Here is a 22,679-nt window from a genome sequence, read left to right on the forward strand (position 1 = left end):
GAGTGATTGTGTCCATTATGGCAACGATATTTACTGCATTGCAAGACGTACAAGCGAGGATTCACGCTGCATGCACAGCTGCCGCGCGAAATGATCAGGAAGTAACCCTCTTAGCCGTCAGTAAAACCTTTCCAAGTCGTGATATTCGTATGCTTTACGAGCATGGCCATCGTGCATTTGGTGAAAACTACGCACAAGAATTAGCCACCAAGCATCATGAGTTGAGCGATTGTACAGGTTTAGAATGGCACTTTATTGGTCCAATACAAAGTAATAAAACAAAGTTAGTCGCTGAAAATGCAGCTTGGGTTCATACAATAGACCGTTTTAAAATAGCCGAGCGTCTTTCCAATCAAAGACCAAGTCACATGGCGGCGCTAAATATCTGCCTCCAAGTCAATGTGTCTGGCGAACAAAGCAAGTCAGGTATTACCCCCAGTGAGCTGCTTGGATTAGCACAACAAGTCAGTCAGTTGCCGCAGATAAATATTCGTGGCTTGATGTGCATCCCCGAAGCCACTGATAATGCCACACGCCTAGCGAAACAATTTTCCACCTTAGTGTCACTGAAAGCACAACTGAACCAACAAGGATTTAAGCTAGATACCCTCTCAATGGGCATGTCGGGCGATTTAGAATTAGCGATTGCATCAGGATCAACTTTAGTTCGAATTGGTAGCGCCATTTTTGGTGCCAGAACCTATACATCAGGAAATACAGCACAATGAAAATTACTTACATCGGCGGTGGCAATATGGCTGCGGCCATGATTGGCGGCATGTTAGCGCAAGGCTTTACCGGCAGTGAAATTCACGTCGTTGAGCCTGATGCAAAAAAACGCGATGAACTCACCACACAATACGGCATTAGCACCAGTGCGCCTGATGAAGCACTCCCAACAAGCCTTGCCATCATCTTTGCGATCAAGCCTCAACAATTTCGCAGCGTAGCCGCTCAAATTTTGCCGCAATTAAACAATGCATTAGTCATTTCGATTGCAGCGGGGATTCGCGCCGAAACAATTTCTAAATGGCTAGGTAATTACGGTCGAATTATCCGTGTCATGCCCAATACCCCTGCACTCGTTCAAGCCGGTATTTCTGGTGTCTATGCTTCAGCAGAAGTCACGAGCGACGACAAAGCACTCACTGAGCGTATTTTGGCATCGATTGGTGAGCAAGTTTGGGTTGACGATGAAAGCCAAATCGACGGCATTACAGCGATTTCCGGCAGTGGTCCAGCCTATGTATTTTACTTTATGGAAGCACTTCAAGCCGCAGCCAAGGCACAAGGCTTTAATGCTGAAATTGCGCAAAAACTCGCCTACCAAACATTTGCTGGTGCAGTGAAACTAGCGCTGAGTAGTGAAGATGATGCGGGAACCTTGCAAGTCAAAGTCACGTCCAAAGGTGGCACCACTGAACGCGCAATTAAAGCCCTTGAAACGAGTCAAGTTCGGTCAACCATTATTGCTGCAGCTTCTGCCGCTGCGGCACGTTCACGTGAGTTAGGCGAAGAACTCGGCCGTGATACCGAGTAATCAAGAGGACGCACTATGTTGACTAGCGTATTAGACTTTTTACTGCGGAATGTTTTAGATTTTTTCATTCTACTGCTATTAGCTCGCTTTTATTTTCAAGCTGCCAAAGTGTCATTTCGCCATCCGCTGGGCCAATTTGTACTGGCATTAACTAACTGGATTGTCTTGCCAGTACGTCGCCTTGTGCCGCCATTTAAGGGCTATGACAGTACCAGTCTGGCGCTAGCATGGTTCTGCGCGCTGACGATGCATGCGATGTTGCTGGCCATTAGTCCTTGGCCATTTAATTTTATGTCTGGGGAATCGATCCTAGCGCTGATCTTAATTGCGACGCTTGAGCTTTTCAAAATGTCGTTGTATCTCTTATTTGCAGCGGTGATTGGTCAGGCCTTAATGAGCTGGCTCTCGCCCTACAATCCTTTTATGCCGATCGTTTCTGGATTGACTTCGCCCTTTTTACGCCCCATTCAAAAAGTCATACATCCAATTGGTGGCGTCGACATCACCCCATTTATTTTGATTCTCATTATTCAGCTCTTGCTGAACGTGTTTGTCGCCCAAATGGAACCCTTTATTCTGCAACAAGTCGTGGTATCTGCTTAATGGCTCACAATCGTTGGTTTACTCAATCTGGCAATGCATTGACGTTGCGTATCCATGTCCAAGCCAGTGGAAAAAAAACTGAATGTCTAGGTTACTACGGCGACGCACTCAAAATTCGGGTTGCGACGCCGCCAGTGAGCAGCAAAATGAATTTATGCTTAGTGACTTGGCTGGCGGATCAATTTGGCGTTCGACCGCAGCAAGTGGGGCTGGTGAGCGGTGAAAACACACAAAACAAAGTTTTCACCATCACAGGAAGTAAGGTATCTCCAGAAAAGCTAAATCCTGCATAGCCTACAGAGCAATACCCATCAACGATCAATGCGAGGAGTTTCATCGATTGGGTCAACACGGCGGTATTCGGCATCGATGATGCCGTCATCCACCTTGGTTTGACCCAAATTCGATTTGCTTTTCCATGGCAATAACAACACTAGGGCAATCACATCGCTGATGAGGCCAGGAATAATCAACAAAATCGCCGCGATAAAGTAGCGGGCAATACCAAATAAACTATTCACGCCCACTTGGCCCGAACGCATATCGTTCATCAGTTTGAAGCCAACGGCAAGACGACTATGCCGCAACATCAGCACGCCGCATACAAATGAGACCACCATCCAGACCACAGTCCAAGCTGTACCGATCGTATCAGCCAGCCAAATTAGCGACATGACTTCGGCAAACGGATAGGCCAACAGTAATCCAAATAAAAGGTAAGGCATGACAACTCCAACTGAATTATTAATCGTGTGGTGCAACTGTCCTGATCAAACTACCGCCACTGCGCTAGCCTCAGGCTTAGTCAAAGAAAAACTCGCCGCGTGTGTGAACGTTTTACCCGCTGTGCAATCTATCTATCACTGGGAAGATAGGCTAGAAACTGCCACTGAAGTTCCATTAATGATCAAAACAACGGTTGCGGCTTATTCACATCTTGAAAGCTGGTTACAAAACCAGCACCCTTATACAATCCCAGAGATTATCGCATTTCCTGTCACACATGGCTTGCCCAGTTATTGCAATTGGGTACGCGCAGAAACGATCGAGACCCAAGCATGAACCGATTTTTAAGCTGGCTACTATTTTGCTTTATCGCAATCAGTGCGCAGGCTGAAACCCAATTTTTGCCACCTGAAAAAGCATTCATCCCTCAGCTAACTCAAGTCGATGAACAGACCTTTGTCGCCCATTTTAGCGTTGCACCCAATTACTACCTCTATCGCGACCGGATGAGCTTTGCTGCCGAGGGCAAAAAACTAGATGCCATTTTTCCAAAGGGGAAAATCAAAGATGACCCGAGTTTTGGAAGAGTCGAGGTGTACGGGCAAGACGTTCAAATCCAACTCAAATTTAGTTCGCCCGTTCCAAGCGATCAAATCATCACCTTCAAATATCAAGGTTGTGCCGATGCGGGGATTTGCTACCCACCACAAACGCAACAATTACAAGCTGGTAAAAATACCCCGAGTGAGCGCTTAAAAGATCTTTTTGGTGCCAACGCATCAACCAGCCCTCCAGTGAATAGCGAACTCGCTTACTTTGCAGGTGGATTCCTTGGCACGCTTGGCGTGTTTTTTTTGGCCGGTATCGGACTCGCACTCACTGCCTGCATGTATCCACTCATCCCTATCGTATCGGGCATCGTCATTGGACATAACGCCAAGCAAGTCAAACCCCGCCGCTGGCAAGCCTTTGGTCTTACTTTTGTTTATGTCCAAGGGATGGCATTAGCTTATACGGCGCTGGGCATCGCAGCAGCAGCAACCGGCACCTTATTAGTGGTCGTATTACAGCAGCCATGGGTCATCGCCGCTTTCGCGCTGTTCTTTGTCGTGATGGCGCTTGCGATGATGGGCGTGTTTCATTTGCAATTGCCACAAGGCCCGCATAATTTCATCAATAATCTCGCGAATCGCCTACCGGGTGGACGCTGGTTATCGGTATTTGTGATGGGTGTGTTATCGGCCTTACTGGTAGGCCCCTGCATTGCGCCCCCCTTGGCTGCTGCGCTCGCCTACTTAGGCAAAACAGGCGATTTAGTACTCGGAGGCAGCGCCTTATACGTAATGGCACTTGGACTTGGTATGCCCCTACTATTGATTGGTGCATTTGGTTCCACCATCTTGCCGCGTCTCTCTGGACGCGTAATGCATGGCATCAAACTCTTTTTTGGTGTCGTGTTATTGGCAATGGCAGTCTGGATTTCTCGCCCACTGTGGGCGCCCTACTTTGCACCAGCACAGCACGAACTCAGCTTCCAAAACGTCAGCTCACCCGCGCAACTGGATCAAGCGCTGCTGGCTGCCCGTGGTAAAACCGTGATGCTTGATTTTTATGCCGACTGGTGCGTGGCGTGCATTGAATTTGAGCGTGAAACACTCACCGACAAAACCGTGCAAAATGAATTAAATGATGTGGTACTGATTCGCTTGGATGTAACCAAAAACAGTAGCGACGATGCGACACTGCTAGCTCGCTATGGTCTCTACGGCCCACCAGCGCTGATTTTCTACAGCCCGAATGGGCAAGAATTAAAGCCACGCGTCATCGGCTTTCAAAATCCAAGCGCGTTTTTGAAGACACTTGAACAAATAAAGGCACAGCAATGAAACAGATTCTGCTCGCAATCAACCTCATCGCCGCCACGCAGCTCGCAAACGCGGCTGATTTTATGGCCGCCAGTTTTCCTGATCTAGCCGGTAAACCGCAAGCCATGAAGCAATGGCAAGGCAAACCGATGGTGGTGAACTACTGGGCGACATGGTGTGGCCCTTGCCGCCAAGAGATGCCAGAATTGGTCGAATTACAAAAAAAATACCAAGGCAAAGTTCAATTTGTTGGGATTGCCATCGACGAAGTCCAGCCAGTGAGCGTCTTTGTGAAACAATACAAAGTGAACTTCCCGACCCTAATCGGCAGCAATAGCGCGATGGAAATGATGCGTGCACAAGGCAATGTGCAAGGCGGCTTACCCTTTACCGTGATATACGATGCGCAGAGCAAACTCGTGTTTAAGGAACTCGGCAGAATGCACAAAGAAAAACTAGACGATCAGCTAAAAAAACTAATCAAGTGATGTATATCATCGCAGCCATTGCCAAACAATGGCTGCAGTCAAATACCTAGAAACCGCAGAACACATCCCGCATCATCGCAACGACTTCTAAGGTACGTTGATCACCAACTCGGTAATACACGCGATTGGCATCTTTGCGAGTCCGCAACACGCCTTTTTCACGCATCAGCGCCAAATGTTGTGAAATATTCGACTGCGTGGTACCAACACGTTCAACGATATCTTGCACACTCACTTCTTGATCCGCTAACACGCACAAAATTTTCAAGCGCAGCGGATGGGACATCGCTTTCATCGCGCGCGAAGCTTGATCGATGTGTTCATCGTCCATTAATGCAATAGAATCCATCATGTCTCTTATCTTTCTTCAAGTCTAATTATATTTTTTCTGCGCTCAATCAGCAAAAAGACTAACGCGAACACGGCATAATAGCAGTTTAGGTTAGAATACTACCCATTATTGAGAATGATTCCAACTGTACTCACCGATTAAATTGCAGAACGCGCAATGAACCTTTTTTACTTTAGCCCCAAGGATCAGGAAATGACGCAAAAAATTACGCCCGTATTGCTATTAATTTTAGATGGCTTTGGCTATCGCACTGGCGGCAATGACAACGCCATTTTACATGCTCGCAAACATCATTTCGACCGTTTATTTACTCAATACCCATTTACTACCATCAATGCCTCAGAGCAGTTTGTTGGTTTACCTGCAGGACAATTTGGCAACTCAGAAGTAGGCCACCTAAATATTGGCGCGGGCCGTATCGTACAGCAAGACATTAGCCGCATTGATTGCGATGTGGCGGACAACACACTCAAAGACAACCCAGTCCTCAAAGCGGCGATTGATACCGCAAAGAATAACAACAAAGCTCTACACATTATGGGCTTGATGTCTGACGGCGGCGTGCATTGCCATGAAAGCCACGTTTTTGGTCTGATTAAAGCAGCGCATGAAGCAGGCGTAACCGACATTCGCATTCACGCCTTCTTGGACGGCCGCGATACACCACCGCGCAGCGCAGAACGTTACATCGACAAACTACAAGCTGTTTGCGATGCAAACGGTGCAAAAATCGTCGGTATCGTCGGTCGCTACTGGGCGATGGATAGAGACACACGCTGGGAACGCGTAGAACCTGCTTACAAATTAATCGTTGACGGCATCGGCCTTTATACCGCCGCCACCGCGATTGAAGGCCTAGAAGATGCGTATAAACGCGATGAAAACGACGAATTCGTTTCAGCAACGGTCATTGGCGAACCAACACAAATGGCAGATGGCGATGTCGTCATCTTCATGAATTTCCGAGCCGACCGTGCACGTCAACTCACCACAGCCCTAACGGCTAGCGATTTTAAAGGCTTTGAACATCCGCAACGTCAGCCTGCATTTGGCTACTTCTGCACAGCCACCGATTACGGCTCGGCCTACAACCATCCGGTTGCCTACACCAAACCTAAAGTAAAAAATGGTTTTGGTGAACACGTTGCTAGCTTGGGATTGAAGCAACTACGCATCGCCGAAACTGAAAAATACCCACACGTGACCTACTTCCTCTCTGGCGGCGAAGAAAGCGAATACGCGGGTGAAGACCGCATTTTGGTACCATCACCAAAAGTCGCGACCTACGACTTGAAACCAGAAATGTCGGCACATGAAGTAACCGACAAACTGATCGCCGCCATCGAAAGCCAACAGTATGCTGCGATTATCTGTAACTACGCCAACGGCGATATGGTTGGCCATAGCGGTATTTTTGATGCTGCGGTGAAAGCGGTTGAAACACTCGATGAATGCGTCGGTAAAGTCGTCGCAGCACAATTGGCGATCGGTGGTGAAGTCATCATTACCGCTGACCATGGCAACTGCGAAATGATGTTCGATAAGGATTCTGGTCAAGCTCATACGCAACACACTACGGATTTAGTGCCATTCTGCTACATCGGTCGTGAAGCGCGCTTATCTGCTGGCGGTGCTCTACAAGATATCGCACCATCACTATTGGCAATGATGGGTGTATCGCAACCAGTCGAAATGACCGGCAAATCATTGATTAAATTTTTGTAAAAAAGTACCAAATGCAGACTGATTCAACCGGATTCAGTCTGCAAATGAAGCTAAGGGTTTAGTCGCAGCAATGAATCAAGTACAGTAGCGTTTTTGATCATTCCTAATTCGAGTCGATTAGTGTTGCGACGACTACTCTTTCTTTTTGCAACCAGTGTGTTTAGCACTGCGTTTGCTGCACCTAAAGCAGTTTCTGGTAGTGCACCAGAAGCGAAGCAAGCCGAGCTGCAAGAGCTACGTGGGCAAATCAAGCAATTACAAAAAGACCTCTCGGCCAACGAATCCAATCGCTCTGAAGCTGCTGATGCATTGAAAAATGCCGAATCATCAATTTCTGAAGCCAATCGAGTACTCAATGAACTGGCCAACGAGCGTCAACTGACGACAGCAGAACTAGCTCGACTCAAGCAAGATATCAGTAACACGCGAAAAAACATTCAAATCAGCCAAAAGCAACTCAGTGAATTACTCAAAAGTCGCTACAAAACCGGTAATACCGAAGCTTGGCGCTTACTTCTGAATCAAAAAGACCCCGGTCAAGCCAATCGCGACCTCAGCTACTACCGCTACATTGCCCAATCGCAACAAGCGTTGGCAAAACAGCTAGAAAGCCAACTAAGCGAACTCAATTTGCTCGCGGATGCGATTCAAGAAAAGAACGAAGAACTACAAGAAATCGCTCGCAATAAACAGCAGCAACGCCAAGAATTGGTTTCACAACAGCAAGAGAAAAAAGAGCTAGTTAGCCAACTTTCGCAAACCATCAGCAGCCAGCGCAATCAGATTCAAAAACTCGCCGCAGATGAAAAACGAATCACGCAACTGATTACTCGCCTCAACGCTATCATCAAACAGCAAGAAGCGGCGCGAGCGCGAGCTGCTGCCAAGCAAAAACAAGAAGCTGAAAAACGTGCAGCCGCCCAAGCTAAAACCAAAGCAGAACGAGCAGCACGCCAAGCCAAAATAGAACAAGCCGCCAAATCGGCAGGCAAACCAGTTCCTTCTACACCACCTGAACCCAAAGAAGAAACAGTCGCCTCCCCAAGCCAAGGCGAAGTAAATAATGCCGTACCGGATGCAAGCCAAGCCGGTGTCAATTTTGCCGCACTGAAAGGTAAAATGCGCCTACCGGCTAAAGGTGAAATCATCGGACGCTTTGGTGCGCCGCGTGGCGAAGGCGGCACTTGGAAAGGGCTATTCATCCGCACCAACACAGGCGAACCTGTACACGCAGTAGCGTCTGGTCGTATCGTTTTTGCCGACTGGCTTCGCGGTTTTGGTAATCTGATGATTATTGACCACGGTAATGGCTATATGAGCCTGTATGGCGCGAATGAAAGCCTCTTAAAACGTGTAGGTGATTCAGTCAAAGCGGGTGACACAATAGCCAACGCGGGGAATAGCGGCGGAATGGCAGATTCCGGCGTATACTTTGAAATACGCCAAAACAGCCGCCCGCTTGATCCGGCCGCTTGGGTAAGATAACTAAATGGGTTCAAAATGAGCCTTAACGATTGCCAATAGGAATATACGAATGTCGAATAAACCCTACAGCCGCTGGAAAAAAGTCAGCCTTATGGCTGCCGGCGCTGGGCTTGGTGTCGCCATTAGCCTGTCTTTTAATGCGACAGCCAATAAAGAAGTTGTCAGCAACCCACTACCGATCGATGAGCTACGCGCGTTCTCGACGGTGTTTGGCGTGATTAAGCAAAGTTATGTAGAGCCCGTTGATGATAAAAAACTCATTAACGAAGCCATCAAAGGCATGGTATCCGGCCTTGACCCACACTCGACCTATTTGGACGAAGAAGCTTTTAAAGAACTCAAAGTGAACACCCAAGGTGAGTTCGGTGGCCTTGGCATTGAAGTCAATATGGAAGACGGCCTTGTACGCGTGGTGTCACCCATTGAAGACTCTCCTGCATTTCGCGCAGGCATCAAAGCGGGCGACTTCATCGTCAAAATTGGCGATGTCCAAGTCCAAGGAATGTCGCTGAATGAAGCGGTCTCCAAAATGCGCGGCAAAGTGGGTGAGCCGGTTACGTTGACCCTGCTACGCAAAGGCGAAGGCAAGCCGATTGTGGTGACACTCAAACGCGCCATTATTAAAGTTCAGTCGGTGAAGTACAAACTCGCCGAGCCTGGCTATGGCTATATTCGCGTTACGCAATTCCAAGAGCATACCTCTGAAAAACTAGGCGAAGCCATCGAAGCGCTGTACAAAGAAAACAAGGCGCCACTAAAAGGCATCGTCCTCGATTTACGTAACGATCCGGGTGGTTTGCTTGATGGAGCAGTGGGTGTTTCTGCCGCCTTCTTACCCAAAGATGCGCTAGTGGTTTACACCGAGGGCCGTGTTGCCGATTCGAAAGTCAAGCTCACTGCGAGCCCACAGTTCTATCAACGCGATAGCAAAAAAGACTTTTTCAAAAACTTGCCGCCCGAAGTGAAAACCGTGCCTTTAGTGGTACTGGTCAATAGTGGCTCAGCATCGGCCTCTGAAATTGTGGCTGGCGCATTGCAAGACCATAAACGTGCCTTAGTGGTGGGAACGCAAACATTTGGCAAAGGTTCAGTACAAACGATCCTGCCAATTGACGAGAAGAGCGCTCTTAAACTTACCACTGCTAGGTATTTCACTCCAGCCGGTAGATCCATTCAGGCCAAAGGCATTACCCCTGATATTATCGTAGAGGATGCAACCCTCAGCGGCAAAGAAGAAAGCCCTTTCCGTATGCGTGAAGCTGATCTAGGCAAACATTTGGATAATCCGACTGACAAAAATGCCGGCAAAGTGACTGCAACCCCTGCACCAGTTAAGGTTGATACCAAAAAACCTACGAAGACCAATGCAAGTGAAGCGGAAGCGGATGAAAACCCTCGCGAATTAGTATCTAAATCTGATTATCAATTGCAGCAGGCACTGAGCGTACTCAAAGTTCAACAACTGATGTTGAACAAAGAAAAGCCCAAACTGAAATAATGGCTCTGAATCAAATCAATGCCGCCCAGAACCGGGCGGCATTTTTTTCGGCTAATCAAATTGATTTATACATTCAATAGACGTAAAAATGCCCCATTGTTCAGGATGGGGCATCGGGTGGTTCTCTCGTCTGGTAGCGTGTTCAAGTCGCGTTCCATGTGAGTCATATTACGCGCCTAGCACAAAAAAAACGTTGTACTTTTACAACCCAAAAACAATAAATCTTTACACCGAGAAAATATCAAAAATAAATATAAACATTCCTAACTTCGCAACCCACTACTACCTAGCAGAACAGGGGCCATTCAAAAGTTTATCCGAACTCCCGCTCGCTGATGAAGACCCACTTTTTTTAGAACTTTTAACGCGGCATCAATCAGAGCCAAGCTATCGCCGTCGATATGGGCGAGACTACATCCAAAAGCGCAAAGTCATCGAGCAGCGTTTGCGCGAATTGTTTATCGCGCGCGGCGGTCAACCCCAAGTTGAACACCCAAGCTACTTAGTTCTTGGCGCCTCAGAATGGTTTAAAGATCTCAATGCACACCATCAATCGCTCACAATCAAGCTTGCCGAGCTAAATCCCTTAACCACCTCAATCACTTTCCCTGATAGTTTTATAGCGCTCAGCCGCGCCGACAAACCTTATTTTGAAAAAATCTATTTGTTGAGTGAATTGGACGAATTGATCAACACGTTTGGTTTACCAAGTAACGATCACCTAGTGCCCTATGAACGATATTGGGAATATGACTTCGAACTCTATATCGAAATACAAATTTGGGAAAAACTTAGCGCAACAGCATTAGCAAACGCGAACAGCAATAGCAACCTAATTGATATGAACCCGTCCATCTTGAATAACAAACTTGCTAATACCACTTCCTGACATGCCATCCTCAATAATCAACCAAGCTTCTCCATTAGATTACAAACAAAAAATTACAAGAAATAAATAATAAAGAAAGCAAAATGAAATTTAAGCAAAAATAGCCTTTGTGATTTTTGTCACATCAATACAAAAAACACAGATTTTGATTGTAGTTTTAATCATCAATACTACATGCACTATCAAAAATAGCTACATCAAAAAATGCTAATATTGCAGCGCAGCACGCAAAAAACCCCATATAAACTCAAATTTATAACCAAGCTCAATAATAATGCTGCAAAGCACAATTCAAGAAAAAACGTCATTTGTAGTTTTCGAGGCGATATCAAAACGCCCTCTTTCGCTATCAAGAATTTCTAAAAAAAAAGTATTGACACGAATTTAATTTTGGAAATTAATGATGACAACGACAGCTCAGCTATGACTGAGATGCATATATAGCAGTGAAGAGAAACCCAATACTTTCAATTTATTGACAGTACCCAAGACAAAATTTAGTACCAATTAATTTGTGCAAGCAATACCAAAACTAACAAAAGGATGGAGACCCGAATGTCACACTTTAATCGTTTTGCTGTAGCCGCAATCCCTGCTGCAATGATGGCGGTAGCTAGCTTTTCCTACGCTGCAGATGCATGGAAAGAAGGCACAACTTACAATGCAGGTGCAGTAGTTTCTTACTCTGGCCAAAACTATCAAGCTTTGGTAACTCACACGGCTCACGTTGGTGCTAACTGGAATCCAGCCTCAACGCCAACATTGTGGAAAGTCGCTTCAGGCTCAGTAGCAACGCCAGTACCTACACTTGCGCCAACAGCAACACCAGTTGCAACACCTAGCCCAACATCTGGCCCAGTAGTAACGCCAACCACAACACCAATTGCACCACCACAGTCATGTGGCACGACTGCGGCGTGGAATTCTGCTACTGCTTACAACGGTGGCGCGACAGTTGCTTATAACGGCAAGAAATTCACTGCGAACTGGTGGACTCAAGGCAATACGCCTTCGACCACAGATCAATGGGGCCCATGGAAATACGTAGGTGAGTGCGGTACATCAACTGCAACACCAACCCCAACAGCTACACCGATTGGCGCTACGCCAACGCCAACGCCAACACCAACAGCGACACCAATCGGCGCAACCCCAACACCAACAGTTGCTCCAACCCCAACTCCAACTGCGATTCCAACTTTAGCACCAGGCCAAGAAATCCCTGCACCAACGACAGCTCAAGTCGGTTCATACTTCACTCAGTGGGGCGTGTATGGCCGTGACTACCAAGTAGCAGACATCATTACCTCTGGCGCAGCTCAACAACTGACCTTCATCAACTACGCATTCGGTAATATCTATCCGAAAAATGGCGGCTACGAGTGCGGTATCATCAACAAGCTTGAGGGTGGTGCAGGTGATGGTGGCGATGCTTGGGCTGACATGGGTTTAACAGCTAAACGTCGCGTAGATGCTGCGGACACGATCAAGTGGGATGACAAACTCGCTGGTAACTTCCGTGAACTCCAAGCGTACAAGAAAAAATTCCCAGACACGAAATTGTTCATCTCTTTAGGTGGCTGGACTTGGTCGAAATGGTTCTCTGAAGCAGCGAAAACTGATGCGTTGCGTAAACAGTTAGTTAAATCTTGTATCGATATCTACATCAAAGGCAACTTGCCAGTTGTAGATGGCCGCGGCGGTCCAGGCTCAGCACCAAACATCTTTGATGGTATTGATATCGACTGGGAATTCCCAGGTGTACAAGGTGTTGGCTACAACACGGTATCGCCAGATGACAAGCGCAACAACACATTGTTGTTGGCTGAGTTCCGCAAACAATTGGATGAATTGGCTGCGGCAAATCAGAAGAAATACTTGTTGACCGTTGCAATCGGTGTAGGTCGCGATAAGATCGAAATGACTGAGCCACGTGAGTACGCTCGTTACCTCGATTGGATCAACTTGATGACTTACGACTACAACGGTGGTTGGAATGCGCAAGGCCCAACTGACTTCCAGTCTCACTTGTATGCTGATCCAGCTAGCCCAAGCTACAAGTGCTCAGGCAAACCAGAAGACAAGTGCTACGGCGATCGCAGTCTAGTGTCTTACTACAATACCGCTGATGCAGTGGATCTATTGTTGCAAGCTGGTGTGAATCCGAAGAAACTGGTTGTTGGTATTCCTAAGTACGGCCGTGGCTGGACTGGTGTAACCAATGCAAACAACGGTCTGTACCAAAAAACAACGGATGCAGCTCGCGGTACTTATGAAAAAGGTATCGAAGACTACAAAGTACTGAAAAATGCACCTGGTACTGTTTATGTTCACCCAGTGACTAAGCAATCGTACAAGTTTGATGGCACTAACTTCTGGTCTTACGACACTCCAGAAGTCATCCAAACTAAGATCGATTACGCTAAATCTAAAGGCTTGAACGGCGGCGTATTCAGCTGGTCTCTCGATGGTGATGACAGCAATGCAACATTGTCTAAAGCAATGGGTAACGCTCGCAAATAATCAAGGTAACTTGATGTAGTTAATAGCAAGAACCTCAAGCCCCAACAATCTTTTGTTGGGGCTTTTCTATTCCCAAACGTTACGCCTCAAATTAATTCAAATGCAATAACAGCCGCACAAAGCCAACTCGCTCATAACAAGCGCAGTAATAAATACACTATGATGACGACACAGTGATTTTAAGGTGCGCATTATGTTGCGGTTTTTCTTATTTTTAGTTGGCTTTGCTTTTGGCTGGAGCTTAGATGAATGGCCAACGGCTTTGCTGATGGCCGCAATTGGCGGCGTCATCGGGCATTTGATTGACAGCCAAAATCGCAGCAAAACCAAAGCGATATCAACAGCGCCACCTATATCATTGCAACAACAATTTATTCAGCTGCAAAATCGGGTACAAAAACTAGAGCAGGAAGTACAAGCACTTCGCTCAGGGCAAGCGCCGGTCGACTCTAGCAGCACCATCACAGAGCAAGCAGCAAATACAAATCCAAGTATTGAACCGACCAAAGCAACGATTTCCACACCAATTGCGGCACAGATCGAAACGATCACCGCGCCTCGTGTACCACAAGCACGCCCCGCCCCTATAAAACCGACCACGCCAACGCTTGCCGAAGAATTATTTTATCAAGCCAAGGCTTGGTTACTGGGTGGCAATACCGTAGTCCGAGTTGGGATATTAATTCTGTTTTTCGGGGTCGGATTTTTGCTGAAATACGCCGCCGACAACAGCATGTTGCCGATTGAATATCGTCTGACTGGCCTTGCTGCGGGTGCAATAGCGCTGCTCGTCATCGGCTGGCGACTGCGCGACAAAAAATCAGGCTACGCGCTGATTTTGCAGGGTGGCGGTATCGGCATGTTGTATATGACCATCTTCGGCGCACTCAAACTGTATCAACTTGTGCCAGCTGGTTTGGCGCTCAGTTTATTGGTCGCCATCGGCGTTTTTTCAGCCGCGTTGGCGATTTTACAAAATGCGCGATCACTCGCGGTGATGGGGATTATTGGCGGCTTTTTGGCGCCGATTCTCACCTCGACAGGTGGCGGAAGCCATGTGATGTTGTTTAGTTACTACGCGATTTTAAACGCGGGTATTTTTGGCATGGCTTGGTTTAAAGCTTGGCGACCACTCAATTTACTTGGATTTATCTTCACTTTCTCGATAGCGACTTTTTGGGGCGCGCTGTCTTATCATCCCGATTTACTTGCTAGCACCCTCCCCTTCCTAATTTTATTTTTCTTGTTTTATGTCGGCATCAGCGTGCTCTATGCGCTACGCCAAGATTGCGAAATCAAATCGCCCGTGGATGGCACGCTGGTGTTTGGTACACCCATTGTGAGTTTTGGCTTACTGGCCAAACTAATGCAGGGTATCGAATATGGCCTTGCGTTTTCAGCCGTCGTCTTGGCGCTGTTTTACTTAGGTCTAGGACTATTTTTAATCCGCCAACACAATCCACGTCTGAAACTGATGCTGGAATCCTTATTGGCGCTGGGGATTATTTTTGCCACGCTGGCGATCCCACTCGCGTTCGATGGCAATGTCAGCGCGGCGATTTGGGCATTAGAAGGTGCAGGCGTGGTGTGGCTGAGCTTGCGCCAACAACGTCGTTTAGCACTCTTCTTTGGCTTAGCCCTGCAATTTTTCGCCGGGCTAGCCTTTATGGCTGGCATGCACCTGCAAAGTAGCATGCCGATTTTGAACGGCAACTACATCGGCGGCCTGATGTTGGCGCTGGCGGGGCTCTTTTGCGGCTGGCAATTACATAAAACAGACAGCGACTTCTGGCTGCGCTATCAATCCAAACTCCACGCTACGGGCTGGGTTCTTGGCGCTTGGGGCTTGTTATGGTGGGTCAGTAGCCACAGCAATGAAATACAACGATTCATCGACTATCCACAGCGAAACCTTGCCTTCGTCGTACTGGCTGTTATCACCAGCACGATGTTTAGCTTTATCTGGCAACACAAGCAATGGCCTGCCGCGCGTTGGCCAGCGCAAGCCTTACCGCTGGTTCTGTCACTACTCGCCTTGGATCACAATGGCTACTTCTTCAATCACATTATTTGGCCGCTTGCGATTGTGGCTAATTTTTGGCTGTTACTGCGCCATGATGATGAAGGCCCACAAACGCTTAGCGAAGGCCTGCATCTCATCAGCCTATGGCTCTGCATGGGTATATTCGCCCATGAATTGAATTTATTAATATTGAGTCATATACCCGAAGGCATTTGGTCACTCACAGCATGGCCATTGGCGTTAAGTAGCGCAATTTTCTTACTCTTAAAATTAGGCCAGCGCTGGCCGGTAGACGATTACCGCCGCGTTTATTGGGCGCTTGGCCCACTGCCAGTTTGCGGTTTTCTCTGGATTTGGGGACTTTATAGCGCGTTTGCCGATGGCAATATGGCGCCGCTGCCCTACTTGCCGCTACTTAATCCCATCGACATCATGCAATGGCTCACGCTCGGCATCTTGGCGATGTGGTTCATGCGCTGCAAAGACGAATGGCCTGAATTTGCATGGCCCAATACCTTGATGCTAGCGGGTGCGGGCGTGTCGATCTTTGTTTGGCTCAATGCGGTTTTGCTGCGAACGCTACACCACACGCAACATATTACATATCAAATCGACGCCTTGGCCGATTCGATGTTGGTACAAATGAGTTTAACAATCTTCTGGACGCTGATTGCACTGGCGCTGATGCTAGTTGCAACGCGCCGAGCTGAGCGTATATTGTGGCTCGTTGGCGCAGCGCTGCTGTCCGTCGTCGTGATCAAACTATTTATGTTTGATCTGTCTCGCATTAGCGGCATTGAGCGAATTGTGGCGTTTATTGGCGTTGGGATTTTGTTGCTACTGATTGGCTATTTTTCGCCGCTACCACCACGCAATGCAGCCACTTCGGAGGAATCATAATGCGCAGCTGGCTTTTATTCGCGCTCCTTAGTTCAGCAGCTTGGGGCAATCCGACTCCCGCTGATTTTCATTACAGCCAAAGCCTCATCACCCAAAGTGGCAGCGCGCAATATCAACTGAGCTTGCCCTTGGACGTCTATCAGCACAGCCAACGCAGCGATTTGGGCGATCTGCGGGTGTTTAATGCTGCCGGTGAATTAGTGCCGTACACTTTACGCACTCCGTCCGCTATCGAAGCCAAGCAGCAAGCGGTATCGCTGCCCTTTTTTCCACAAACCGAACAACAAAGCACAGCAGGAAGTCGCACGCAAATACAGCGCAATCCCGATGGGAGCTTGCTACAAATCACACAGCAAGCCCTGCAAAAAGACATCGTCACTTATCTCGTTGATGCCAGCAAGATCAAAACACCGCTCAGCAGCATCACCTTTGCTTGGCAAAATCCAGAATACAGCGGCACGGTTATTATTGAGGCCAGCGATGATTTGCAGCAATGGCGTGAGCTGCAACGCGGCAACGTCCTTAAGCTGCAATACCAAAATCAGCAGCTCGCGCAGCAGACGCTGGTACTTCCCAACACGAACGCCAAATATCTGCGTCTAAGCTGGCCGGACGGCGCACCACAATTACAGTCGGTCGATGTGGGTTTGCATAAAGGAAAAACACAAACACCACATGAATGGCAAACCGCCCACATCAGCAAGTCTGAGCAAGGCGCGCTATTCTTTAAAACGCTGACTGCCACGCCCGTCGATCAAATGCGCATCACACTGCCAGAAATCAATACAGTGGTACGAGCGCAGCTTTATTCCCGCCAACGTAGTGATGCGGCGTGGCAGTCTCGCTGGCAAGGCGTGCTATACCGACTGATGCGTAACACCGTTGAACTCAACAATACCCCGCCCATGTTTAGCCCGAACGGCCACACAAAATGGAAGCTACAACTCGATACCCAAGGTGGTGGCGTCGGCAACGGTCAAGTTAAGATTGAAATGGGCTGGACTCCCAGCACGCTGATCTTTGTCGCACGTGGCGATCCTCCTTTTACGCTGGCCTACGGCAATAAAACCATCGTCAGTGCAGCGCAAAGCGAAGTGGATTTACTACTTACCCCCAGCAGCGTTATTGCGAATGCAAGCGTAGCCAGTGCGGTACTCAATCCCAATCCAACAACGCAAAGCGACCCTGCTCAACAGAAAAAATGGTTACTTTGGGGGGCATTGCTCGTGGCGGTCGGCGTGCTGGCAGTGATGGCGCGCAGCCTGATTGGCCAGCTCAAATCACCCACACAATAAAAAACCATACGATCTTCACAAAAAAGCCTCGATTTCTAGCCAAGAAATCGAGGCTTTTTCCATATGATCGATTGAATACTCAAATTCAGCGCGGGGGTGAGGTTCGAGAAGGATTGAGTTCTCGATCCGTTTTTTGCCACCGTTCGTGATGCTCACGAATCAAATGAATCGCATCTTCAATCGTATCGACGACAATCGGAATTTGCATATCGACGGGGCTCGCCAAACCGGCATTATTATCGACCATATAATGCTGCGCCCAATCGACCAACTCATGCCACATTTCGCCGACCAAAATAATCGGCGTATCGTACAGTTTGCGCACTTGAATCAATTGCCACACCATCGACAATTCCAACAAAGTACCAATCCCACCAGGCGTTACAATAAAGGCGTTCGAGCGCATGATGAAATGATGTAAACGCGAGAAAAACGTTTTGTGCTCAAATACGCGGCCGACAAAGTCATTCACGTTTTGCTCAAAATCCAAATCAATCCGAATCCCAACCGATGCTTCTGGACGATTCGGTGCGCCTTTACTTGCGCCTTCATTGGCCGCCTGCATCAAGCCAGGGCCGCCGCCAGTCACAATCCGGCAACCCATCGCAGCCAGCTGTGCCGCCAGCTGTTTCACCGCTTCATAGGCTGGCGTATTGTCTTCAATTCGTGCCGAACCAAAAATGGTGACATGGTAATCAGGGGTATGCGCAGGCCGCAAACGCGACAAATCATCCACCGCATCCCAAAGTTTCAAAACAGCTGAACCCACAATGTCCAGCGCTTCGTCGTCGTCGATAACGCCGATCGGTTTATTGTATGCATTAATCATGATGTTTCACTTATGTTGCGTGCCTAATGGCGACGACCATTTTATCTTAGCCAGAAAAAATCAATTCTGTAAGTATTTAAAACGTAAAGTTCAATAACGTATTGAGCTAGCAACTGATTCTAACGTGAGCGTAGTCTATTTTCTTGGTATTAATTTCAGCGCTTGCCTTGTCCACCCCCTACAACTCAAAGCACAGCTAAAAATATTACATCACCGACACTCATGACTTCGCCACATTGCAAACCAAACAGAGACATCAACTTGCCCTAAGTCATTCCAAAGCCTAGTTTTAAGTATGGGTATTTTGAGAATCACATCATGATTGTGTTTGAACTAGCATGGAATCAACAGCAACACTGGAGCGGCATTTTCGCCCACGATGCAGCCAAGTATGCCGATCAATTGGGCGCCGCCCTACTGAATCAAGAATTAGGCGCTCTGCATTGCTTTGCTTTAAGTGATCATCAGCAGAAATTCAGTAAGGCCATCACCCAAGTAGAAGTAACAGAAAATGGCATCGCATTACCAAATACTGGGCGACTGCATTTTCAAATTCAACAAGCCAGCGACTTCAAAAAACTCAATAACTTAGATATGGCCTGCGGGGATTGGTACACCGTTGCCAGCACCAGCACTCATGCCGTAAACCCCAGTAAACCGGTACTGCTTGAGTTATTGAGCCTCATTGTCAGTGATGCTGAAACAACTTCGCTTGAAACTACGCTCACTAAAGCGCCCCAATTGATGTTGAACCTGCTCAAGTTGGTCAACTCAGTCGGCATGGGCAATGCCACGCCAGCGCGTAGTATTCGTCAAGCAATTACTATTTTGGGGCGGCGGCAGTTACAGCGTTGGCTACAATTATTGCTTTATGCAGAACAATACGGTGAGGATGATAAAAGACCCGTGATTTTGATTGCTGCGGCAATGCGTGGCAAACGACTCGCGCTCTGGGCCGAACAAGGCTGGCTAGGCAGCACCAGCGCCGATGAGGCATTTTTATGCGGCATGCTGTCGCTCTTAGATCGACTCTTTGGCGAGCCCCTTGCGCAACTGCTTGCGCCACTACCACTTGATCACCATTTGCGCGCGGCCTTGCTTTCTAGTGAAGGTATTTTAGGCCAAGCCTTAAAGCAACTCACAGCACTTGAAGCCGGTGAACACCAAAATCCGATTTTGAAACCACTATTGGCCAAACAAGCCAGCTGGATCAATACCGACCTCAAAGCGATCACTTGGGTACATCGCTTAATTAGTGAGTCGATCTAAAGTGTCAACCAGCAATGAACTCGGTGCCAGCAGCCAAATCATTAACGATTTGGTCGCTTCGCTGATTACGCTCGACCTACAAGGCTATATTACGGGCTGGAATAAGGGCGCAGAACAGCTCTTTGGCTATAGCGCAGCCGATGTACTGGGGCAGCATATTTTAATGCTCTATGCCGACGAGAGCCCCGACGATAGCGAGTTTTTCAATGCCGTGCTGATTCAAGGGCACGCGCAAATGGAAGTTTTACGGCGCAAAAAAAATGGCGATGTATTCTGGGCAAATATCCACCTGACCTTGGTGCGAGACGAGCACAATAAACCCATTCGAATGATCGGATACCTCACCGACATCACCGAACAATTAGCATTCGAAGAAAAAAATCGGCTCTATAACCATATTTTTGAGCAAGCCAGTGATGCCATTGTGATCACCGGTTTAGATTTTCGCTGCGTCGGCTGCAATGCCGCTTACCACCACATCACCGAACGAAATAACGAGCAAACCTTGGCGCAGTTGCCTAGCTTTTTGCAAGCTTTACAGCGCGAATCCGAAACCCAGACTGAAATTCATGAACAACTTAAATTGCTTAATCACTGGGAAGGTGAACTGTGGGATGAGCGCGCATCAGGGGCTCGCTACCCGATTCATCTCGCAATTAGTGGGGTTAAAAATAAACGCGGTGAACTCACGCATTACTTTGCAGTGTTTTCTGACTTAAGCGAGCTACGGCAAGCTGAAGCACAAATCCATCGACTCGCCTACTTTGACCCACTCACCAATCTACCCAATCGCAGCATGCTGTTTGCCCTGTTGGAGCAGGCCTTAACGGAAGCCCGGCGCAATAATCATCATGGCGCACTACTTTGTTTTAATATTGCTCGTTTTAAAGCGCTGAACGACTCATTTGGGCACAGTGGCGCAGATATCGTGCTGGTTGAAGTTGCAAAACGCATACGCCGCAGCTTGCGCGATGAAGACGTCGTATCGCGTTTTGGTGCGGATGAGTTTTATATTGCCTTATTCGACATTCGCCATCGTGACGATGCCGCCATGGTCGCCCAGCGCGTACTAGAGAAAATCAATCATCCCTTTAACGTGGGTAACGAAGAAGTATTACTCAATGCCAATATCGGGATCAGCGTCTACCCCGACGATGGGCGTGATGCAGAAAAATTGGTCAACCAAGCCGCTGTGGCGCTGCATCGATGTAAGCAAGCGCAGCAAGAGATGCTGTTTTACTCACCCGAGATGAATCAGCGTTCGATGGCGCGACTCAAGCTCTCTAGCGAACTCCACCACGCTCTCGAACGAAACGAACTGCAACTGTTTTACCAAGCCCAATATGATTGCCAATCCGGAAACCTAGTCGGTGCCGAAGCCTTGATCCGCTGGCTGCATCCCGTGCGCGGTTTTGTTTCTCCAGCCGAATTCATCCCCTTTGCCGAAGAAACCGGCCTCATCATTCCGATTGGTGAATGGGTGTTATTGCAAGCAGCCAAGCAATTATCACAATGGGATGAGACGAATCTGCATCTACCTCGCCTTGCCATTAATCTTTCGGTGCGGCAATTTAAAGCCAATTTACCCGAGCAACTGACCCATCTACTGAGTCATTTGCAGCTTCACCCTAGCCGAATTGAATTAGAACTCACCGAGTCGATGTTGATGCAAAGCGACGCGGCGACGATTAGCCTGCTCACTCGGCTGAAAGCGGCGGGTTTCTCACTAGCCTTAGATGACTTTGGCACCGGCTACTCGAACTTATCCTATTTACAACGCTTTCCGCTCGACTACCTCAAAATCGATCAGAGCTTCATCCGCAATCTACCCGATGACAGCGGCAGCGCAGGCTTAGTCCATGCGATTTGCGGGATTGCCCGCAGCTTGAATTTGCAGCTGATCGCCGAAGGTGTCGAAACCCCCGAACAGTTAGCGTTTCTGCAACAACTCAATTGCGATCATGCGCAAGGCTTTTTACTGAGCCGACCACAATCAAGTACTGAGTTTGAAAAACTACTCATACGCAAAGCTGAAATTTAACTTGCCATTATTGACAAGCTAAATAAGAATATTCGCCAAGGTCAAAAGCCGATCCGACAGTATGTAATTATCAATCAATGACTCATTCATAGGAAAAACATCATGGGTTTACTCGATTCTTTAGCCGGCCAATTATTGGGTGGTAACAATGCAGAAGGCGGCATGGGTGCATTGGCTGGCCTGCTTGAACAACAAGGCGGCGTGTCTGGTCTGCTGGAAAAATTCCAACAAGGTGGTCTAGGTGAAGTTGCCCAATCATGGGTTTCAAATGGCGAAAACTTGCCAATCTCTGCCGAGCAAATTGAATCGGTACTAGGTAGCGATATGGTGGCATCGGTAGCTGATAAATTTGGCGTTGATCCACAAGCCGCTGCAAGCCAAATTTCCGAACTATTACCACAATTGATCAATGGTCTCACACCGAACGGTGAAGTTGAAGCAGGTAATCAAGACCTCATGGGCGCAGCAATGGGCCTATTGAAGGGCAAGCTATTCGGCTAAGGTATTTGCATGTAGACATTGATAAATAATGTCTAGCAACATATACCCATAAAACGGCCCTAGGGCCGTTTTTTCAAATTCAAAGCACCAAAGTCTCCTCGATCCGTCATCGCGTTCACTAGGACAC

20 protein-coding genes are annotated in these 22,679 nt (G+C 47.9%); 17 read left to right on the forward strand and 3 right to left on the reverse strand.

Going from position 1 to position 22,679, the window contains the following annotated elements; genetic code table 11:
• The first annotated feature begins 17 nt into the window (after positions 1 to 17).
• The 4 genes from K4H28_RS10710 to K4H28_RS10725 are packed head-to-tail and all read left to right on the forward strand — an operon-like array spanning position 18 to position 2,436.
• Complete coding sequence (locus K4H28_RS10710; RefSeq protein WP_221005190.1) at positions 18 to 728, forward strand: YggS family pyridoxal phosphate-dependent enzyme; 711 nt, start codon at positions 18 to 20, stop codon at positions 726 to 728.
• Positions 725 to 1,540 carry a pyrroline-5-carboxylate reductase gene (gene proC / locus K4H28_RS10715; protein WP_221005191.1) on the forward strand — a complete coding sequence of 272 codons (816 nt, stop codon included), beginning with the start codon at positions 725 to 727 and terminating at the stop codon, positions 1,538 to 1,540. The genes K4H28_RS10710 and proC overlap by 4 nt, the downstream gene beginning before the upstream one ends.
• A 15-nt stretch (positions 1,541 to 1,555) precedes the next feature.
• On the forward strand, positions 1,556 to 2,143 hold the full coding sequence (locus tag K4H28_RS10720) for a YggT family protein (RefSeq protein WP_255573504.1): 588 nt from the start codon (positions 1,556 to 1,558) through the stop codon (positions 2,141 to 2,143).
• Positions 2,143 to 2,436 (forward strand): DUF167 domain-containing protein, encoded by a 294-nt coding sequence (locus tag K4H28_RS10725; RefSeq protein ID WP_221005192.1) that lies wholly within the window; start codon positions 2,143 to 2,145, stop codon positions 2,434 to 2,436. The genes K4H28_RS10720 and K4H28_RS10725 overlap by 1 nt, the downstream gene beginning before the upstream one ends.
• An 18-nt stretch (positions 2,437 to 2,454) precedes the next feature.
• Here K4H28_RS10725 and K4H28_RS10730 read toward each other — a convergent pair whose 3' ends face one another.
• Positions 2,455 to 2,868, reverse strand: a complete 414-nt coding sequence (locus tag K4H28_RS10730; RefSeq protein WP_221005193.1) for an FxsA family protein — start codon at positions 2,866 to 2,868, stop codon at positions 2,455 to 2,457.
• Here K4H28_RS10730 and cutA point away from each other — a divergent pair.
• From cutA to K4H28_RS10745, 3 genes are read left to right on the forward strand one after another with little or no spacing between them, the layout of a single operon-like run.
• Complete coding sequence (cutA, locus tag K4H28_RS10735; protein ID WP_221005194.1) at positions 2,867 to 3,205, forward strand: divalent-cation tolerance protein CutA; 339 nt, start codon at positions 2,867 to 2,869, stop codon at positions 3,203 to 3,205. The two genes, K4H28_RS10730 and cutA, sit on opposite strands and share 2 nt — an antisense overlap.
• A complete protein-coding gene (gene dsbD, locus K4H28_RS10740) occupies positions 3,202 to 4,755 on the forward strand; it encodes a protein-disulfide reductase DsbD (protein ID WP_221005195.1) in 1,554 nt (517 codons plus the stop codon). Before cutA ends, dsbD begins: the two co-directional genes overlap by 4 nt.
• Complete coding sequence (locus tag K4H28_RS10745; RefSeq protein WP_221005196.1) at positions 4,752 to 5,222, forward strand: TlpA family protein disulfide reductase; 471 nt, start codon at positions 4,752 to 4,754, stop codon at positions 5,220 to 5,222. The genes dsbD and K4H28_RS10745 overlap by 4 nt, the downstream gene beginning before the upstream one ends.
• A 46-nt stretch (positions 5,223 to 5,268) precedes the next feature.
• Here the strand turns inward: K4H28_RS10745 and K4H28_RS10750 are convergent, their stop codons facing one another.
• The gene (locus K4H28_RS10750) at positions 5,269 to 5,574 is read right to left on the reverse strand and encodes an ArsR/SmtB family transcription factor (RefSeq protein ID WP_239078526.1); all 306 of its coding nucleotides are present in this window, start codon (positions 5,572 to 5,574) and stop codon (positions 5,269 to 5,271) included.
• A gap of 192 nt (positions 5,575 to 5,766) precedes the next feature.
• Between K4H28_RS10750 and gpmI the strand changes: the two genes are divergently transcribed.
• The 7 genes from gpmI to K4H28_RS10785 all read left to right on the forward strand — a co-directional run bounded on the left by gpmI (position 5,767) and on the right by K4H28_RS10785 (position 17,912).
• Positions 5,767 to 7,299: a 2,3-bisphosphoglycerate-independent phosphoglycerate mutase gene (gene gpmI, locus K4H28_RS10755; RefSeq protein ID WP_221005197.1), complete on the forward strand. Its 1,533-nt coding sequence runs from the start codon at positions 5,767 to 5,769 to the stop codon at positions 7,297 to 7,299.
• Positions 7,300 to 7,419: 120 nt separating this feature from the next.
• On the forward strand, positions 7,420 to 8,784 hold the full coding sequence (locus K4H28_RS10760) for a murein hydrolase activator EnvC family protein (RefSeq protein WP_221005198.1): 1,365 nt from the start codon (positions 7,420 to 7,422) through the stop codon (positions 8,782 to 8,784).
• Between the two features lie 49 nt (positions 8,785 to 8,833).
• Positions 8,834 to 10,282: a S41 family peptidase gene (locus K4H28_RS10765; protein WP_221005199.1), complete on the forward strand. Its 1,449-nt coding sequence runs from the start codon at positions 8,834 to 8,836 to the stop codon at positions 10,280 to 10,282.
• An 88-nt stretch (positions 10,283 to 10,370) separates the two neighbouring features.
• Complete coding sequence (locus K4H28_RS10770; RefSeq protein ID WP_221005200.1) at positions 10,371 to 11,171, forward strand: hypothetical protein; 801 nt, start codon at positions 10,371 to 10,373, stop codon at positions 11,169 to 11,171.
• 555 nt (positions 11,172 to 11,726) lie between these two features.
• Entirely contained in the window at positions 11,727 to 13,694 is a 1,968-nt protein-coding gene (locus K4H28_RS10775; protein WP_255573505.1) for a glycosyl hydrolase family 18 protein, read from the forward strand.
• A gap of 193 nt (positions 13,695 to 13,887) precedes the next feature.
• On the forward strand, positions 13,888 to 16,617 hold the full coding sequence (locus tag K4H28_RS10780) for a DUF2339 domain-containing protein (protein WP_221005201.1): 2,730 nt from the start codon (positions 13,888 to 13,890) through the stop codon (positions 16,615 to 16,617).
• Entirely contained in the window at positions 16,617 to 17,912 is a 1,296-nt protein-coding gene (locus K4H28_RS10785; RefSeq protein ID WP_221005202.1) for a DUF3999 domain-containing protein, read from the forward strand. Before K4H28_RS10780 ends, K4H28_RS10785 begins: the two co-directional genes overlap by 1 nt.
• Before the next feature lie 85 nt (positions 17,913 to 17,997).
• Here the strand turns inward: K4H28_RS10785 and K4H28_RS10790 are convergent, their stop codons facing one another.
• On the reverse strand, positions 17,998 to 18,741 hold the full coding sequence (locus K4H28_RS10790; protein ID WP_221005203.1) for an LOG family protein: 744 nt from the start codon (positions 18,739 to 18,741) through the stop codon (positions 17,998 to 18,000).
• A gap of 318 nt (positions 18,742 to 19,059) precedes the next feature.
• On the opposite strand from K4H28_RS10790, the gene K4H28_RS10795 reads away from it, so the two are divergent.
• The 3 genes from K4H28_RS10795 to K4H28_RS10805 all read left to right on the forward strand — a co-directional run bounded on the left by K4H28_RS10795 (position 19,060) and on the right by K4H28_RS10805 (position 22,552).
• Positions 19,060 to 20,010, forward strand: coding sequence for an HDOD domain-containing protein (locus K4H28_RS10795; protein ID WP_221005204.1), 951 nt, complete (start codon positions 19,060 to 19,062; stop codon positions 20,008 to 20,010).
• Positions 19,997 to 22,051, forward strand: coding sequence for a putative bifunctional diguanylate cyclase/phosphodiesterase (locus tag K4H28_RS10800; protein ID WP_221005205.1), 2,055 nt, complete (start codon positions 19,997 to 19,999; stop codon positions 22,049 to 22,051). The genes K4H28_RS10795 and K4H28_RS10800 overlap by 14 nt, the downstream gene beginning before the upstream one ends.
• 102 nt (positions 22,052 to 22,153) lie before the next feature.
• Positions 22,154 to 22,552 (forward strand): YidB family protein, encoded by a 399-nt coding sequence (locus K4H28_RS10805; protein WP_221005206.1) that lies wholly within the window; start codon positions 22,154 to 22,156, stop codon positions 22,550 to 22,552.
• Positions 22,553 to 22,679 lie beyond the last annotated feature (127 nt).

This window comes from Deefgea tanakiae (genome assembly GCF_019665765.1).
GTDB classification, from domain to species: domain Bacteria; phylum Pseudomonadota; class Gammaproteobacteria; order Burkholderiales; family Chitinibacteraceae; genus Deefgea; species Deefgea tanakiae.